A 16,810-nucleotide genomic window follows, 5' to 3' on the forward strand; every position below is an offset into this window, starting at 1 on the left:
CAGATGATCAGCCGGGCTGGCTCAGCGAAGCGACCGGCGTCCGCTTCGGCGCGCCGCGCGGGGCCTCGCTACGGCTCAGCATCTCCTTGAGATAGGCGACATTGGCCGCAGCCTGGTCCGGCGGCAGGTCCGCCTTGACGATGGTCTCCGCCTCCGCGAAGCGGCCCTGCAGGCCGACGACCAGGCCGAGATTCTGCCGGACCCGGGCGCTGGCACGCGGCGAGGCATGCGCCTGCCGCAGCGCCTCTTCCGCCTTCGGCAGCTCTTTCGACAGCATGTAGGACAGGCCGAGGTTGGAGAGCACGCCGGGATCACCCGGTGCGATCTTGAGCGCGCTCGCGTAATAGGATCGCGCCTCCTCATGACGGCCCATCTGGTCGAGCGCGGTGCCCTGCACGGAGAGCAGGCGCCAGTCCGGATTGTCGGGCGAATGCGCCTTCGACAGCACGTCGAAGGCCTGCTGGAAATTGCCGTTGTCGGCGAGTGCGCGGCCGTACTGGGCAAGCAGCGCCTTGTTGCCGGGGTTGGCGATGGTCGCCTGCTCGAGCACGGCGGCGGCCTGGGCGCGCTGGCCGTTGGCGCGCAAGGCCTGTCCATAGGCGAGCGCGGCGTCGGCATCTTTGGGATTGGCGCGGTAGCGCTCGCCATAGGCTTCGACCGCACGCGCCGGATCGGTGGGCGCGCGATCGGCGGAGGCCGCGTCCGCCCGGGGGCCGACCGAGCCCGTCACCTCCGAGAGCTTCGACATCGCCGTGCAGCCGCCGAGGCTCATCGCCACCGTCGCGACCAGCGACGTCGAAGCAAGTAGCCGGGTAAGCCTGATCCGTTGACGCATGACGCTTTGACTCTCGAGCTGCTCGATCGAGCCGAACGTGTCAGCAGTAGAATGTTAACCCTAACGGCCGGTTAACAGCGCTCAGACGCGCTTCTCTCACGCCGGCGATGGTTGCGGCGGCGCTTTGCCGCCGAGGCCGAGATCGGGGCCGAGCGCCTGCACCTGCTGATCCAGCTCCAGCAGCAGTTGCAGCCTCTGCCGCCCCCGCCGCTGAACGTCGACACCTTCAGAAGGCAGCCGCGGCACCTGACGCAGGAAGTCGTTACAATTGATCAGGCCTCTCCCGTAGAGCTCATCGAGCTGAGCGCGATCGATGCCGAGCACGTCAGCGGATTGCTCGATCAATCGGCCGAGCAACGTTTTCACCGCGGCGAGCGCGTCGCTGTCGAATCCCGGCCGGGATCTCGCGGCCTTACGCTCGAGCTCCGCCCAGGCATGGGCCGAGACCATGTAGGTGTAGAGCGCTATCGCCCAGTTCGGCTCCGCCTCATCGTAAAAGCTGCCACGCATGAACAGCCGGCGGACGATCGCCGCGACCTGGTCGCGTTTCAGTGTGCGGGACGAGGCCGCCTCGATCGCCGACTGGACGGCCGGATCGCGCGAAAAATCCCGCCCCGCCGGTAGCCTGATGACGCCGCCCGGCAGGTTGGAATCGAGCGGCCTGAAGGCCGCATCGTTGCGGAGCCTCGTATAGCGGGTGATCGCGAAGCGGTGCTCGTTGCGGCCGGCATGGGACGCGGGGCCGAAATGGACGAGGTTGAAACCGGCATCGTCGCCGGCTTGCCCGGTCGAGGACGGACAGGAGAGCACGTAGATCGTGCGCCAGAACGCCTCACCGCTCTCGCTCGACGTCGCACGCGGATCGGGGATGGAATAGCGGGTCAGCCCCTCGACATGGCGATGACCGTGCAGAACCAGATCGACGTTGAGCGAGGTGGCGGCCTCGAGGAAGGTCGCGGGTGCGGCGAGATACATCAGCGGCTCGTCCGGCATGCCTAGAAAGCGCTTTCCTTCGCCGGTGGCCTGCGGCAGTGGGTGATGGTGCAGGGCCAGCACACGAACCAGATTTTCCGCCGGCTCGGCGTAGTCGGCGCGCCCGGCCGAACCGATGCTTCCCGCGACCTCGGCGCTCAGCCGGGCAGAATCGGCGACCATCGCCTTGTAAGCGCTCTCGTCGATCTTGCCGCTCGCGAGCGCCTTCAAGTTGGCGCGATTGGAATCGAGCAGCACCAGGTCGAGGCCTGCCTGACGGTAATAGACATTCTTCGCCGTCCGCGGCAGGTGCAGGTAATCGTAGGCGTCGTGACGGCCCGCACGCTGGCTCGGCCGCTTGACGTCGTGATTGCCTGCCACGGCTTGGATGTCGGTGAATAGCCCCGTCTGCCGGAAGCATGCGATGACGGCGAGCGCCTCGTCGAGCGCGCGCGGCGTTGGGTCGTCCACCAGATCGCCCGTGATCAGCAGGATGCGATCGGGAACATTCGCGGCAGCCGCCATCTTCTCGCAAATCGCGGCCCTGAGCGTCTCGATGGCCGGAAGCAACCGGCCCGACCCGTCCAGATGCAGGTCGGAAATCTGCGCAACAACGAACGATCTATCCATTTTGCGCCGCTCATCTGCATATGCTGCGCCGCCCAAACAATGAGAAAAATGCTTCGACGAGCAGATTCAGCCGTATCGACCCAACCTGGGCAGGCACCATGCCGCCGCGTGTCTGCGTTCGGGTTCATGCAGAACAAGCGACACAATCTAAAATGTTCGTCGATAATGCCACAACCGAAGCGCTAGTAAAGCCCTGCGGCCGTGGCGTTGCGAACGGCAGCTCTTGGCGTGAGATACGAGATTTGTTCGCGGACGGTTTCGTCGCGCCCGTTCGATACTCGATGGCAAGCCGCTCGCGGATCTCGTCGAGCGCATCGAACCGCATGCCCACCTTGCGGCGAGTAGCGGCTCGCTGAACGGTGACGGCAAAGCCGATTGCAGCGGCGGCCAAACTCTGCGAAGTCTCGTCCGTTCGCATGACTCGCCTGAACTGACGATCCGGACCCGCCAATGCCTTCTGTCTTCGAGACGTCATCCACCGCCACCCCGATCACCTTCGTCACCAAATCGAGCTGGGATCAGGTCGCCGAAACGCTGCCGCCGGCGCAACGCCAGTTCGCGCGTGCCAGCGCCTTCGCCGCCAAGCCGGGCAGCTATCTGGCGCTGCCCGCGACCGACGGCACCATTGCGCAGGTGCTGTTCGGGCTCGATGAAGAGGATGCAAGATCGCGCGACCTGTTTCGGCCCGGCGCCCTGCCCGGCCTCTTGCCGCCCGGCACCTATCGGTTTGCCAATGCACCGCACGATGCGCGGCTGGCCGCGCTCGCCTTCGCATTGGGTTGCTACCGCTTTGCCCGCTACCGCAAGGCAGATCGCCCCGAGATCCGGCTGGTGCCGCCTGACAGTGTCGACGCGGCCGAGATCGAGCGGATTGCCGATGCGGCAATGCTCGCGCGCGACCTCATCAACACGCCGTCCAACGACATGGGCCCGGATGAGCTCGCCGCGGCCGCGCAAGCGCTCGCCGCCGAGTTCGGCGCGAGCTTTTCCTGCACCGTCGGCGAGGAGCTGGCGAAGAACTTTCCGCTGATCCACGCCGTCGGCATGGCCTCCAGCCGCGCGCCACGGCTGATCGACATCATCTGGGGCGATCCTGATCATCCCAAGGTGACGCTGGTCGGCAAGGGCGTCTGTTTCGACACCGGCGGGCTCGACCTGAAGCCGTCGAGCGGCATGCTGATCATGAAGAAGGACATGGGCGGCGCCGCCAACGTGCTGGCGCTGGCGCGCATGGTGATGGATGCGAAGCTGAAGGTGCGGCTGCGCGTGCTGATTCCGGCGGTGGAGAACGCCGTCGCCGGCAATGCCTTCCGTCCGCTCGATATCTTCACCTCGCGCAAAGGGATCACCGTCGAGATCGGCAACACCGACGCCGAAGGCCGCCTCGTGCTCGCCGACGCGCTGGCGCTGGCCGATGAGGAGAAGCCCGATCTGCTGATCGACCTGGGCACGCTGACCGGCGCCGCCCGCGTCGCGCTGGGGCCGGATCTGCCGCCGTTCTACACCCATGATGAGACGCTGGCTGCCGACCTCGCGCGCTGCGCGATGAGGGAGAACGATCCGTTGTGGCGCATGCCGCTGTGGCCGCCCTACGATGCCTGGCTGGACTCCAAGGCCGCCACCATCACCAATGCACCCTCGGGCGGTTTCGCCGGCTCGATCACCTGCGCGCTGTTCCTGCAACGCTTCGTCGAGCACGCCAAGAGCTGGCTCCATGTCGACATCTATGGCTGGACGCCGTCGGCGAAGCCGGCGCGGCCCGAGGGCGGCGAATGCCAGGCCGCACGCGCCATCTACGCACTGCTGAGCGAGCGCTATGCCTGATCCAGGACACGACCCGAGGCTGACGCCGGCGCGGGGCGACCTTGCCGCCAAATATCTCGAAGGCAAGGTCGAGGCGCAGCGCTTCGTCGAGGGTGACGAGTTCGAGGTCGTTGAGCCGATCGCGCCCATACGCGAGCAGCCGTCCTCGAACGCGACGTTGATGACCGAAGCGCTGCGCGGCGAACGCGTCACCATCTACGACCGCAACGGCGAGGGTTGGGCCTGGGGCCAGCTCAGTAGCGATGGCTATGTCGGCTGGCTCCCGGATGCGGCGCTCGCAAAGCCGTCGGCCGCCCCAACGCACGTGGTCGGCGCACTGCGGACGTTTGCGTTCCCCGGCCCCTCGATCAAGCTGCCGCCGGCCGACACGCTCGTGATGGGATCGAAGCTTGCCGTGGCGCGCGAGGACGGCAGCTTCGCCGTGACGCACGACGGCAGATATCTGCCGAGAACGCATCTCATCCCGCTCGATCATCGCGAGCCGGATTTCGTCGCGGTGGCCGAGCGCTTCGTCGGCACGCCCTATCTCTGGGGCGGCAAGAGCAGCTTTGGCATCGATTGCTCCGGCCTCGTCCAGGTCTCGCTGACATCAGCCGGGATCGGCTGCCCGCGCGACAGCGACATGCAGCTCGCCGGTCTCGGCCGCACGCTGGAGCCGCATGAGCGGAGCAGCTCGCAGCGCGGCGATCTGATCTTCTGGAAAGGTCATGTCGCCATCGTGCGCGACGCCACCACCATGGTTCACGCCAATGCGCATCACATGGCAACGGTGATCGAGCCGATCGAGCCGGCGATCGCGCGGATCAAGGCGGCTGGCAGCGAGGTCGTCGCGATCAAGCGGCTCTGACGGAGCGCTACGTCGCCACCGCCCCGTTCCCGGCCGTCTCCAGCCGAAACGCGGCCGCGAACAGCGCTCGGGTGTAATCCGTCTTCGGATTCCTGAACAATTCGGCCGCCTGCCCCTCCTCGACCACCTTGCCGCCGCGCATCACAATGAGGTGGCTGGCGAGCGAGGCGACGACACGCAAATCGTGCGAAATGAACATGTAGGTGAGCTCGCGCTTGCGCTGGAGCTCGCGCAACAGATCGACCATCTGCGCCTGGAACAGCATGTCGAGCGCGCTGGTCGGCTCGTCCAGCACGACGAAATCAGGCTCCAGCACGATCGCGCGCGCGATCGAGATGCGCTGACGCTGGCCGCCGGAGAATTCGTGCGGATAGCGGAAGCGCGTCTCCGGATTGAGTCCGACATCCTCGAGTGCCTTGACCACGCGCGCCTCGCGTTCCTCGCGCGAGAGCGCCGGCTGATGCACGGACAGGCCCTCGGCGATGATGTCGGCGACCGACATGCGCGGTGAGAGCGAGCCGAACGGATCCTGAAACACGATCTGCATGTCGCGCCGGAAGGGACGCATCTCCTTGAAGCGCAGGCCCTGGATGTCGTTCCCTAAGAACACGATGCGTCCGTTCGAGGAGATCAGCCGCAGCAGCGCCAGCCCCAGCGTGGTCTTGCCCGAGCCGGATTCGCCGACGACGCCGAGCGTCTCGCCCTTGCGTACGGCGACACTGACCCCATCGACCGCCTTGATGTGACCGACCGTTTTGCGCATCAGGCCGCGCTTGATCGGGAACCAGACTTTTAGGTCATTGGCCGACATCACCACCGGCGCATTCGGCTGCGGCGGCGCCGGATCGGGCTTGGGCTCCGCCGCGAGCAGGTCGCGTGTATAGGGATGTTTCGGGGTCTTGAAGACCTGCTCGACCGGACCCTGCTCGACGATCACGCCCCCCTTCATGACACAGACGGTGTCGGCAATGCGGCGCACGATGCCGAGATCGTGGGTGATGAACAGCAGGCTCATGCCGAGCCGCGCGCGGATCTCGGCGAGCAGCGCCAGGATCTGCGCCTGCACGGTGACGTCGAGCGCCGTGGTCGGCTCGTCCGCGATCAGAAGGTCCGGCTCGTTGGCGAGCGCCATCGCGATCATCACACGCTGGCGCTGGCCGCCGGAGAGCTGGTGCGGATAGCTGTTCAGCCGCGTCTCTGGATCGGGAATGCCGACCTGGGTCAAGAGCTCCAGCGTCCGCTTGCGGGCCTGCGCATTGCTGGTCGGATTGTGCAGCTGGATGATCTCGCCGATCTGCGCCTCGATCGTGTGCAGCGGATTGAGCGAGGTCATCGGCTCCTGGAAGATGATGGAGATGTCGCTGCCCCTGATCTCCCGCATCTGCTGCTCGGACTGGTCGATCAACTCCTGGCCCTTGAAGCGGATGCTGCCGGAGGGATGGGAGGCATTCGGATACGGCAGCAGCTTCAGGATCGAGAGTGCGCTGACCGACTTGCCGGAGCCGGACTCGCCGACCAGCGCGACGCATTCGCCGCGCTTGATCTGGAACGAGACCTTGTCGACCGCAAGCGTGGTGGCGCCGCCCTGGTGAAAGGCCACCGAGAGGTCGCGAACGGCGAGCAGGGGCTGGTTGATCGCATCCATGGCCTTACCTGAACGTCTTGCGCGGGTCGAAGGCGTCGCGCACGGCTTCACCGATGAAGATCAACAGCGAGAGCATGATCGCGACCGAGAAGAAGCCGGAGAAGCCGAGCCACGGTGCCTGCACATTGGCCTTGGCCTGCGAGAGCAATTCGCCGAGCGAGGGCGATCCCGGTGGCAGGCCGAAGCCGAGGAAATCGAGCGCCGTCAGCGTCATCACCGAGCTCGAAACGATGAACGGCAGGAACGTCATGGTCGCGACCATCGCGTTAGGGAGCAGGTGGCGGAACATGATCAGAGGATTGGAGACGCCGAGCGCACGTGCCGCCTGGACGTATTCGAAATTGCGCCCGCGCAGGAATTCGGCCCGCACGAGGCCAACCAGCGAGACCCAGGAGAACAGCAGCAAGATGCCGAGTAGCACGAAGAAACCGGGCACCAGCACCGAGGACAGGATCAGGAGAAGATACAGCGATGGAATCGCGGTCCAGATCTCGATGAAACGCTGGAAGATCAGATCGACCCAACCGCCGAAATAGCCCTGCACCGCACCCGCCGCGATGCCGATGACCGACGAAACGATGGTGAGGCAAAGGCCGAACAGCACCGAGATGCGGAAGCCGTAGATCAGCCGCGCCACCACGTCGCGGCCCTGATCGTCGGTGCCGAGCCAATTGTATTCGAGATCGCGGCAGCTCTTCAGTCCCTTCTTCTCCACCACCGGCTTGCACTGCTTCTCCGTCAGCATCCAGGTCGGCGGCGACGGCGCCGGCGTCGGCAGATCGAGATTGTGGGTATCGTAGGAGTAACGGATCAGCGGCCAGACGATGCTGCCGCCCTTCTCCTTGATCAGCTTCTGCAAGTAGGGGTCACGATAGTCGGCCGCCGTCTCGAAATCGCCGCCGAACGTCGTCTCCGAATAGGTGACGAAAGCCGGCCAATAGAGACGGCCATCGAACTTGATCAGGAAGGGCCGATCGTTCGCGATCAGCTCGGCGAACAGCGAGATCACGAACAGGCCGATGAAGATCCAGAAGGACCAGTAGCCGCGGTGGTTCGCCTTGAAGTTCTGCCACCGCCGCCGGTTAAGCGGCGATGGAGCGAACGGCTTGCCCGTGATCGGAACGGCATCGCCGAGCGGCGACTTCGCTGTGGTCTCGATCGGCGTCGGCGCGGTGATCGTCATCAGACCTCCCGCGCTTCGAAATCGATCCGGGGGTCGATCCACATATAGGTCAGGTCGGAGATCAGGTTGATCACGAGGCCGACCAGCGAGAAGATGTAGAGCGTGCCGAACACCACGGGATAGTCGCGATTGAGCACGCTCTCGAAGCTGAGCAGTCCGAGCCCGTCCAGCGAGAAGATGGTCTCGATCAGCAGCGAGCCGGAAAAGAAGGCGTGGATGAAAGTGCCGGGGAAGCCGGCGATCACGATCAGCATCGCGTTGCGGAAGACGTGGCCATAGAGCACCCGGTTCTCGCTGCAGCCCTTGGCGCGGGCGGTCATGACGTATTGCTTGCGGATCTCATCCAGGAACGAATTCTTGGTCAGGAACGTCATGGTGGTGAAGGCACCTAGCCCCATGGCGATAAGTGGCAACGTCAGATGCCAGAAATAATCGATGATCTTCCAATACCAGGGAAACTGCGACCAGCCGTCCGAGGTCAGTCCGCGCAGCGGGAACCAGTTGAAGAAGGAGCCGCCGGCAAACAGGATGATGAGGAGAATGGCGAACAGAAAACCGGGGATGGCATAGCCGAGCACGAGCACCGTCGAGGTCCAGGTGTCGAACCGCGCCCCGTCGTTCACGGCCTTGCGAATGCCGAGCGGGATCGAGATCAGGTAGGTCAGAAGTGTTAGCCAGAGGCCAAGCGAGATCGAGACCGGCAGCTTTTCCTTGATGAGCTGCAGAACGCTGACGTCGCGAAAATAGCTCTTGCCGAAATCGAAGCGGGCGAAGTTCCACACCATCAGCAGGAAGCGTTCCGGCGCGGGCTTGTCGAAGCCGAACTGCACTTCCAGCTTCTTGATGAAATCGGGGTCGAGGCCCTGTGCGCCGCGATATTTCGAGTTGACGGAATCGCCGCCGGCACCGACCTGTCCCGGCGCGCGCTGCGCAAAATCACTGCCGCCGGAAATACGCGAGGTGCCGCCGGTGTCGGCGCCCGAGAGTTGCGCGATCACGCGCTCAACCGGGCCGCCGGGCGCGAATTGCACCACGACGAAGGACACGAAGAGGATCCCAAGCAGGGTCGGAATCATTAGCAGGAGGCGGCGGGCGATATAGGCGCTCATGGCTATTTTGCCTGCTCGAGCTTGGCCGCCTTGGCGGGCTCATACCACCAGATGTCGGGCGCGCCGACGCCGTTGGCATAACGCGGCAACCTCGGTGGATGGCCGAACTGGTCCCAATAGGCCAGCCGGTGCGTCTTGTTGTACCATTGCGGGACCCAATAGCGGCCGGCGCGGAACAGGCGATCGAAGGCGCGGCAGGCGACGGTCAGCTCTTCGCGGCTGTCGGCCGCCATGATCTTCTCGATCATGGCGTCGATCGCCGGACTGGCGACGCCAGCCAGATTGTACGAGCCCTTGGTGTTTGCGACCTGCGAGGAGAAGAACGCGCGCATGGCATCGCCTGGCGTCGCCGACATGCTGAAGCGCTGAATGGTCATGTCGAAATCGAAATCTTCCTGCCGGGCCTTGTGCTGTACGGCATCGACGAGGCGCACGCTCGCTTCGATCCCAAGCGTCGCGAGATTCTTGATGTAAGGCGCGTGGTGCGGCTGGAACGAGGGCTCGTCCAGCAGGAACTCGATCTTGAACAATTCGCCGTTCGGCAGCACCCGCTTGCCGTCCTTGATGGGCACGCCGGCCTCGGTGAGCAATTGCTGCGCCTTGCGGAGCAGGCTGCGGTCCTGTCCGGAGCCGTCGGAGGCCGGCGGCGTGAATGGCGCCGCGAACACTTCGTCAGGAACCTGGCCGCGAAACGGCTCCAGCAGCTTCAGCTCTTCCGGCGAAGGCGGCGCATTGCCGGCCATCAGGTCCGAGTTCTGGAACGGCGACACCGTACGAGCGTAAGCGCCGTACATGATTGTCTTGTTGGTCCATTCGAAATCGAAAGCGTTGATCAGGGCCTCGCGCACGCGGGGGTCTTTGAATTTGTCGCGCCGCGTATTGATGAACCAGCCTTGCGCGCCGGAGGGCGTATCGTCGGGCACGACCTCCATCTTGACTCGGCCTTCCTTCACGGCCGGGAAGTCATAGCGCGTCGCCCAGATGCGCGAAGTGAACTCCTCGCGATAAAGATAGCTCTTGCCGGTAAAGCCCTCGAAGGCGACGTCACGATCGCGGTAGAATTCATAGCGGACCACATCGAAATTGTAGCTGCCGCGGCAGGGCGGCAGATCAGCGGCCCACCAGTCCTTCACACGCTCGAACTCGATGTAGCGATTGACCTCGAACCTGCCGACCCTGTACGGGCCCGAGCCGAGCGGAATCTCCAGCGACGATTCTTCGAACGGGCGGGAGGCGTAGTACGCCTTCGAGAAGATCGGCAGGCTGGCGACATAGAGCGGCACGTCGCGTGCACGTCCCTTGGCGAAGGTGACGACGAGCGTCGCATCGTCGAGGGCTTCGGCACTGACCATGTCGCGCATCTGCACGGTGATCAGCGGATGCCCCTTGGTCTTCAGAGTCGTCAGCGAATAGGCTGCATCGTGGGCGGTGAGCCTGGTCCCGTCGTGGAATTTCGCCTCGGGTCGCATCGCGAAGCGGTAGACCAGCTTGTCCGGCGATATCTGCACGGATTTGGCCGCCAACCCGTACATTGCGTCGGGCTCGTCAGCTGCGCGGATCATCAGCGGCGAGAACGTCATACCCATACCTTGTGCGCCGTCGCCTTTCAGGATGAAGGCGTTGAGCGAGTTGAAGGTCTGGTAGGACTGATTGTAGGCCCGCACCGACGGGATTAGCGAGAACGTGCCGCCTTTCGGCGCGTCGACATTGACGTAATCGAAATGACGGAAGTCGGCGGGATATTTGAGATCGCCGAATGCCGACATGCCGTGCGCCTCGGTCGCCGCTTCCGATGCTCGCGCGCTGCGCAGCAGCGGCGCGCCGACGGACGCCCCGAGGGCGCCGCCAACACCCAGGACCAGCACATGGCGGCGTGACATCTGCGTCATGCGGGGATTGTCCTTCACGATTTCTTTGCGATCCGTGCCGCCTTGTCTGCGTCGTACCACCAGATGAACGGGAAGCCGGACAGACCATACCTGGGCAATTCCGTCGGCCGGCCGAAGCGATCCCAGCGCGCGGTGCGCACCTTGTTGTAGGTCCATTGCGGCACGACGTAGTGATTCCACAGCAGCACGCGGTCGAGGGCCTTGGTGGCCGCGACGAGATCGTCGCGATCAGTGGCGTAGATCACCCGCTCGATCAGCTTGTCGATGGCCGGATTCTTGATGCCGGCGATGTTGCGCGACCCGGCGATGTCGGCCGATTTGGAGGACCAGAACTCGCGCTGCTCGTTGCCCGGCGATTGTGACTCGCCCCAGGAGTTCGTCACGATGTCGAAGTCCCACTCGCGCGTCCTGTTCTCATACTGGGTCGGATCGACCGTCCGAACGCTCACCGCAATGCCGAGCCGCTCCAGCGACGGCTTGTAGAACAGCGTAATTCGTTCGAAGCTGGGATCCGAGTTGAGCAATTCCAGCGAGAACTGCGCACCGGTCTTGACATCGACCAGCTTGCGATCTCGCACCTCGTAGCCGGCTTCCTTGAACAGGCGCAGCGCCTCACGCAAATTGTCGCGCACCGCCTCCGGACTACCCCCGACCGGATTGGTGTAGGGCGTCGTGAAGACCTCGGGCGGTACCTGGGCGCGGACGGTCTCGAGAATTTCGAGCTCCTTACCCTGCGGCAATCCCGTTGCCATCAGCTCCTCGATGCCGTCGAAATAGCTGCTGATGCGCTTGTACTGACCGTAGAAGATCTGCTTGTTCATCTCCTCGAAGTCGAACGCGTAGTTGAGCGCACGACGCACGCGCGGATCGCTGAACTTGGCGCGGCGCAGGTTCGGCACGAAGGCCTGCATCACGCCCGAGCTGCGATTGACGAATTCCTCGAGGATCACCCGCTTTTCGGTCACGGCCGGGAAATCATAGGCGGTCGCCCAACTCTTCGCGCTGTTCTCGGTGCGCCAATCGACCTGGTCGGCCTTGAAGGCCTCGATCGCAACGGTGCCGTCGCGAAAATATTCGTAGCGCAGCTCATCGAAATTATTGCGGCCCACATTGATGGGAAGATCGCGGCCCCAATAGTCCTTGACGCGCTCCAGCGCGATCGAGCGTCCTGCGACGAATTCCTTGACCTTGTAGGGGCCCGAGCCAAGCGGCATTTCGAGCGTTGTGGTGGAGATGTCGCGCTTGCGGCCCTGCGCGTCCGTCCCCTCCCACCAATGTTTCGGAAGGACGATCAGCTGTCCCACGATCAGCGGCAGCTCGCGGTTGCCGGGTGCGTCGAACACGAACTTCACGTCACGCTCGCCGACCTTCTCGGCCTTCACCACATGGCTGTAATAGGCCGAGTACATCGGATGGTTCTTCTTGAAAGAATCGAGCGAGAAGATCACGTCCTCCGGCGTAACAGGCTTGCCGTCATGCCATTTCGCCTGCGGGCGCAGGCGATAGGTGACGAAGGAAAAATCGTCGGGATGGCTGACCGCTTCGGCCAGCGCGCCGTATTCGGTCGAGACCTCGTCGAGCGACTGCGTCAGGAGCGATTCATAGATGAACGCGACGGCACCGGCGACCTGGCCCTTCACACCGGAGACGACGATGTTGAAATTGTCGAACGTGCCGACGGCGATCTGGCGCGCGACACCGCCTTTGGGGGCGTCCGGATTGACGTAGTCGAAGCGCTTGAAGTCGGCGGGGTACTTGACCTTTCCGAACAGCGACAGCGCGTGGCGCCAAGGCAACCCGCCGGAAGGCAGCTCAGTTGCTGATTGCGCATGCGCCACGCCGACGGGAACGCCCGCGACGGAGCCAAGGGCTGGAAGCGCTGCGGCTGCAGTGCCGGTGAGCAGGAGATCGCGTCGGGTAATGGCCAAATCAACATCCCTGTCTTGAAGGAGGCTACTCCTTTAAGTTCCCAATATAGGCGAGGTTTCGACCGAATATGTTGCTTTTTCCTCATCTTGGAAGCCCGGCCGGCCTATCGGATGCGGCCAAACGCCCCGATAACGTCGCCGCGAGGCCCGGATAAGGAAACGGCCAGACTTTTCAGCCTGGCCGTATTCGAGCGCCGGTTCTTGGGACCTTATTTTGACGCCGTCGGAAGCGGCTGAGGTTTCTCCGACTGCGAATTCAGATAGGCGATGATATCGGCACGCTCGGAATCCTTGGCAACACCGGCAAAGCCCATCGCGGTGCCCGGAATGAAGCCCTTCGGATTGGCGAGGAACTTGTTGAGGTCGTCGAAGCTCCAGTTGCCACCCTTGGCCTTTATGGCGGCCGAGAAGTTGAAGCCACCACGGCCCTGGCCCTTGGGCTCGCCAACGACGCCATAGAGGTTCGGACCGACTCGGTTCGGGCCGCCCTTCTCGAAGGTGTGGCAGGCGCCACACTTCTTGGCGGCCGCGGAGCCCTTCTCGACGGAGGCGGTTTGGAGCAGCTTTTCGATCGGTTCGGACGATGCGGCGGCAGCGGCGCCCTCCTTGCCGGAGCCGGCATCTTGCTTGACCGCGATCTCGAAGCCCGGCTTTTCCGGCATCTTGGGAGAGAACAGCGCGCTCGCGGTGAAGCTCGTCACCAGCAGGAAGAGACAGGTGCCGAACACGGCGCCGAGAATCTTGTTGAGTTCGAAAGAGTCCATTTCCGGCCAGGCCCCACCGCAAGAAGGAAACAGCGGCCCGGATGGCCGCAGGACGAGCCTCGGAGAATCAAACGTTCCTTATTGTTTCCCCGAGTTTTGCCATTGAGATATCGGTTTGCCCGGGGTCTGGCAACCCGTATAAGCGACCCGGCTTCAGGCCCGTCCCCATCCCATGTCCCGGTGCGGAAAACGCTCCGTTTTCAGGCTCTTGACCTCAGACCTTTGAACCCGATGATCGATCCCCGCATCCTGGTGCTGATCCCGGCTCGCATGGCCGCCACCCGCCTGCCCGGCAAGCCGCTCGCCGATATCGCGGGATTGCCGATGATCGTGCATGTGCTGCGCCGTGCCGAGGCCGCCGCAATCGGCAGGGTCGCGGTGGCCACCGACACCGACGAGATCGCTTCGGTCGTGACCGCCCATGGCGGCGAGGCCGTGATGACCCGCGGCGACCACCCCTCCGGCTCGGACCGTATCCACGAGGCCATGCAGAAGCTCGATCCCGAGGGCAAGGCCGAGATCGTGGTCAATGTCCAGGGGGATTTCCCGACCATCACGATCGACAACATCCGCGAGGTGCTGCCGCCGCTGCAAGACCCGGCCGTGGACATCGCGACGCTGGCCTCGCGGATCCACACCGAGGAAGAGGATCTCGCCCCAAGCGTGGTGAAGGCGATCGGAACCTCGGTTGGCGGCAGGCGGATGCGCGCACTTTATTTCACCCGCGCGACCGCCCCGACCGGCGACGGACCGCGTTATCACCATATCGGCCTCTATGCCTTTCGCCGCGCCGCGCTGGAGCGCTACGTCTCTCTTCCGCCGTCTCCGCTGGAATTGCAGGAGAAGCTCGAGCAGCTCCGGGCGCTTGAGGCCGGAATGCGCATCGATTTCACCATCGTCGACACCGTGCCCCGCGGGGTCGATACGCCGGCGGACCTCGAGACCGCGCGCAGCATCCTTTCCAAATCCTGAGCCGCTGCTACAAGGCCGAGCATGAGCAAGATGAAGATCGCATTCCAGGGCGAGCCTGGCGCCAATTCCCACATCGCCATCGTCGAGGCCTATCCCGACGCCGAACCGATGCCCTGCGCCACATTCGAAGACGCGCTGTCGGCGATCTCGTCGGGCGAGGCCGATCTCGGCATGATCCCGATCGAGAATTCGGTCGCCGGCCGCGTCGCCGACATCCATCACCTCCTGCCGGCGTCCGGCCTCTTCATCGTCGGCGAATGGTTTCTGCCGGTCCGGCATCAGCTGATGGCCGTGAAGGGCACCAAGCTCGAAGACATCAAGAGCGTCGAGAGCCATGTGCATGCGCTCGGCCAGTGCCGGCGCATCATCCGCAAGCTCGGCATCAAGCCGATCGTGCATGCCGATACCGCCGGCAGCGCCCGCGACATCTCGGAGCGCAAGGACAAGACGGTGGCCGCGATCGCCTCGCGCCTTGCTGCAAAGATCTACGGTCTCGACATCCTCGCCGAGGACATCGAGGACGAGGCCCACAACACCACGCGCTTCGTGGTACTGGCGCGCGAGCCGAAATGGGCGCCCCAAGGCGCCGGGCCGCTCGTCACGACTTTTGTTTTCCGGGTGCGCAATTTGCCGGCGGCGCTCTACAAGGCGCTCGGCGGCTTCGCCACCAACGGCGTCAACATGACCAAGCTCGAGAGCTACATGGTCGACGGCAATTTCTTCGCTACGCAGTTCTATGCCGACGTCGACGGCCATCCCGATGACAAGGGCCTCGCCTTCGCCATCGAGGAGCTGAAATTCTTCTCGCGCGAATTCCGCATCGTCGGCGTATATCCGGGCCATCCGTTCCGCGCCACGTTCAGCGAAGTGCAGGATTGATCCCTCACCCTACCCTGGAGGAGTCCGGGACGAGCGCAGCTCGCCCGTGGGTCGCTACGTATGGAGCGCAGCGCAATGCGTTGCGGGGTGGGGTGACGGTCTCTCCACGTCGAATACTGCCCGAGTGGAGAGATCACCCCGCTCGCGCTGCGCGCAATCGACCCGCCCCCTCCAGGGGAGGGTAAGCTACCCCGCCGCTCTGAGCCCGAATGCCTCCGCCAGCAGCGAATACGACTTCTTTCGCGCCGCGTGGTCATACACCGCCGTGATCACCATCAGCTCGTCCGGCTTGCTTGCGTAGATCAGCGGCTGCAGCTTCTTCTGCACCGTCGCGGGACTGCCGACGAACAGGCGCGAGCGGTTGCGCAGGATCGAGGTGCGCTCGGCGTCCGTATACGGATAGGCCATCGCCTCCTCGACGCTCGGCAGCGGCAGATATTGACCGCGGTCGCGGCGAAGACGGTTGAGGTCGAAGGACGAGGCGAGCCTTTCGGCCTCCTCGTCGGTATCGGCCGCAATGACGGCGACCGCGAGAATGGCATGTGGGCTCGCACGCCAGGCCGAGGGTTGAAAGCGATTGCGGTAATGCACCATCGCATCGATCGCGTCGTGGGACGCGAAATGATGGGCGAAGGCGAAGCCCATGCCGACCTGGGCGGCCAATTCCGAGGAATAATCGCTGGAGCCGAGCAGCCAGATAGGCGGCAGTCTGGTGTCGTCGGGCATTGCGACGACGTTGTTGTAGGGGTGCCCCGCGGGGAATTCGCGCGTCTCCCACAGGATCAACTCGTGCAGCCGCTCCAGGAAATCGTCGCCCTCGCGGCGGTCGAGCCGGCTCCTGAGCGCGTAAGCCGTCGCACCATCGGTGCCCGGCGCGCGGCCGAGACCGAGATCGATCCGGCCCGGAAATAGCGCCTCCAGCATCTTGAAGCGCTCAGCGACGACCAGCGGCGCATGGTTGGGCAGCATCACCCCGCCGGAACCGACGCGGAGGTGCTTCGTCACCGCCGCGATCTGGCCGATCATCAGGTCGGGCGCGGGGCTCGCGACGGAGGCGAGATTGTGATGCTCGGCGAGCCAGTAGCGGACATAGCCGAGGCCATCCACGTGACGCGCCAAATCGATGCTGTTGCGCAGCGCCGCGGCGGGCTTGGTGCCTGATGTGACGACGGAGAGGTCGAGGACGGAGAGCGGGATCATGGCGGCTTAACCTAATGGAGGCGGTCGCGGCGGCAATGGCAGGCTGCGCAGGCCTGACGTGTACGGACGGGCGGGCACGCCAGCGGCTGGAGTTGGGACAACCGCCGCTACTTTGCAGACGGTTTTGGTCTGC

General features: G+C 64.3%; 14 protein-coding genes. 4 read left to right on the top strand and 10 right to left on the bottom strand.

What is annotated here, in order from left to right:
• Positions 1-7 precede the first annotated feature (7 nt).
• The 3 genes from I6F36_RS12960 to I6F36_RS12970 all read right to left on the bottom strand — a co-directional run bounded on the left by I6F36_RS12960 (position 8) and on the right by I6F36_RS12970 (position 2,828).
• Positions 8-835: a tetratricopeptide repeat protein gene (locus I6F36_RS12960; RefSeq protein WP_036021589.1), complete on the bottom strand. Its 828-nt coding sequence runs from the start codon at positions 833-835 to the stop codon at positions 8-10.
• A gap of 96 nt (positions 836-931) precedes the next feature.
• Complete coding sequence (locus I6F36_RS12965; protein WP_225171543.1) at positions 932-2,437, bottom strand: metallophosphoesterase; 1,506 nt, start codon at positions 2,435-2,437, stop codon at positions 932-934.
• A 124-nt stretch (positions 2,438-2,561) separates the two neighbouring features.
• Entirely contained in the window at positions 2,562-2,828 is a 267-nt protein-coding gene (locus tag I6F36_RS12970; protein WP_225171544.1) for a hypothetical protein, read from the bottom strand.
• A 59-nt stretch (positions 2,829-2,887) separates the two neighbouring features.
• On the opposite strand from I6F36_RS12970, the gene I6F36_RS12975 reads away from it, so the two are divergent.
• A complete protein-coding gene (locus I6F36_RS12975; protein ID WP_225171545.1) occupies positions 2,888-4,261 on the top strand; it encodes a M17 family metallopeptidase in 1,374 nt (457 codons plus the stop codon).
• Positions 4,254-5,108, top strand: a complete 855-nt coding sequence (locus tag I6F36_RS12980; protein ID WP_225139319.1) for an NlpC/P60 family protein — start codon at positions 4,254-4,256, stop codon at positions 5,106-5,108. The genes I6F36_RS12975 and I6F36_RS12980 overlap by 8 nt, the downstream gene beginning before the upstream one ends.
• Before the next feature lie 7 nt (positions 5,109-5,115).
• Here I6F36_RS12980 and I6F36_RS12985 read toward each other — a convergent pair whose 3' ends face one another.
• The 6 genes from I6F36_RS12985 to I6F36_RS13010 all read right to left on the bottom strand — a co-directional run bounded on the left by I6F36_RS12985 (position 5,116) and on the right by I6F36_RS13010 (position 13,626).
• Complete coding sequence (locus I6F36_RS12985; protein WP_036021581.1) at positions 5,116-6,753, bottom strand: ABC transporter ATP-binding protein; 1,638 nt, start codon at positions 6,751-6,753, stop codon at positions 5,116-5,118.
• 4 nt (positions 6,754-6,757) lie between these two features.
• Entirely contained in the window at positions 6,758-7,936 is a 1,179-nt protein-coding gene (locus I6F36_RS12990; protein WP_225139320.1) for an ABC transporter permease, read from the bottom strand.
• Positions 7,936-9,045 (bottom strand): microcin C ABC transporter permease YejB, encoded by a 1,110-nt coding sequence (locus tag I6F36_RS12995; protein WP_035998032.1) that lies wholly within the window; start codon positions 9,043-9,045, stop codon positions 7,936-7,938. Before I6F36_RS12995 ends, I6F36_RS12990 begins: the two co-directional genes overlap by 1 nt.
• 2 nt (positions 9,046-9,047) lie before the next feature.
• The gene (locus tag I6F36_RS13000; RefSeq protein WP_225139321.1) at positions 9,048-10,934 is read right to left on the bottom strand and encodes an extracellular solute-binding protein; all 1,887 of its coding nucleotides are present in this window, start codon (positions 10,932-10,934) and stop codon (positions 9,048-9,050) included.
• A 14-nt stretch (positions 10,935-10,948) separates the two neighbouring features.
• On the bottom strand, positions 10,949-12,862 hold the full coding sequence (locus I6F36_RS13005) for an extracellular solute-binding protein (RefSeq protein ID WP_225139322.1): 1,914 nt from the start codon (positions 12,860-12,862) through the stop codon (positions 10,949-10,951).
• A gap of 209 nt (positions 12,863-13,071) precedes the next feature.
• Entirely contained in the window at positions 13,072-13,626 is a 555-nt protein-coding gene (locus I6F36_RS13010; RefSeq protein WP_057028167.1) for a cytochrome c family protein, read from the bottom strand.
• A 231-nt stretch (positions 13,627-13,857) separates the two neighbouring features.
• Here I6F36_RS13010 and I6F36_RS13015 point away from each other — a divergent pair, with 231 nt between their 5' ends.
• Both I6F36_RS13015 and I6F36_RS13020 read left to right on the top strand, forming a co-directional pair.
• Positions 13,858-14,598: a 3-deoxy-manno-octulosonate cytidylyltransferase gene (locus I6F36_RS13015; protein ID WP_035998024.1), complete on the top strand. Its 741-nt coding sequence runs from the start codon at positions 13,858-13,860 to the stop codon at positions 14,596-14,598.
• 21 nt (positions 14,599-14,619) lie between these two features.
• Complete coding sequence (locus tag I6F36_RS13020; protein WP_057028168.1) at positions 14,620-15,477, top strand: prephenate dehydratase; 858 nt, start codon at positions 14,620-14,622, stop codon at positions 15,475-15,477.
• A gap of 186 nt (positions 15,478-15,663) precedes the next feature.
• Here I6F36_RS13020 and I6F36_RS13025 read toward each other — a convergent pair whose 3' ends face one another.
• Positions 15,664-16,677 (bottom strand): LLM class flavin-dependent oxidoreductase, encoded by a 1,014-nt coding sequence (locus tag I6F36_RS13025; protein WP_036021573.1) that lies wholly within the window; start codon positions 16,675-16,677, stop codon positions 15,664-15,666.
• Positions 16,678-16,810: the final 133 nt, after the last annotated feature.

It is taken from the genome of Bradyrhizobium sp. BRP19 (assembly GCF_020194195.1).
Lineage (GTDB): Bacteria > Pseudomonadota > Alphaproteobacteria > Rhizobiales > Xanthobacteraceae > Bradyrhizobium > Bradyrhizobium yuanmingense.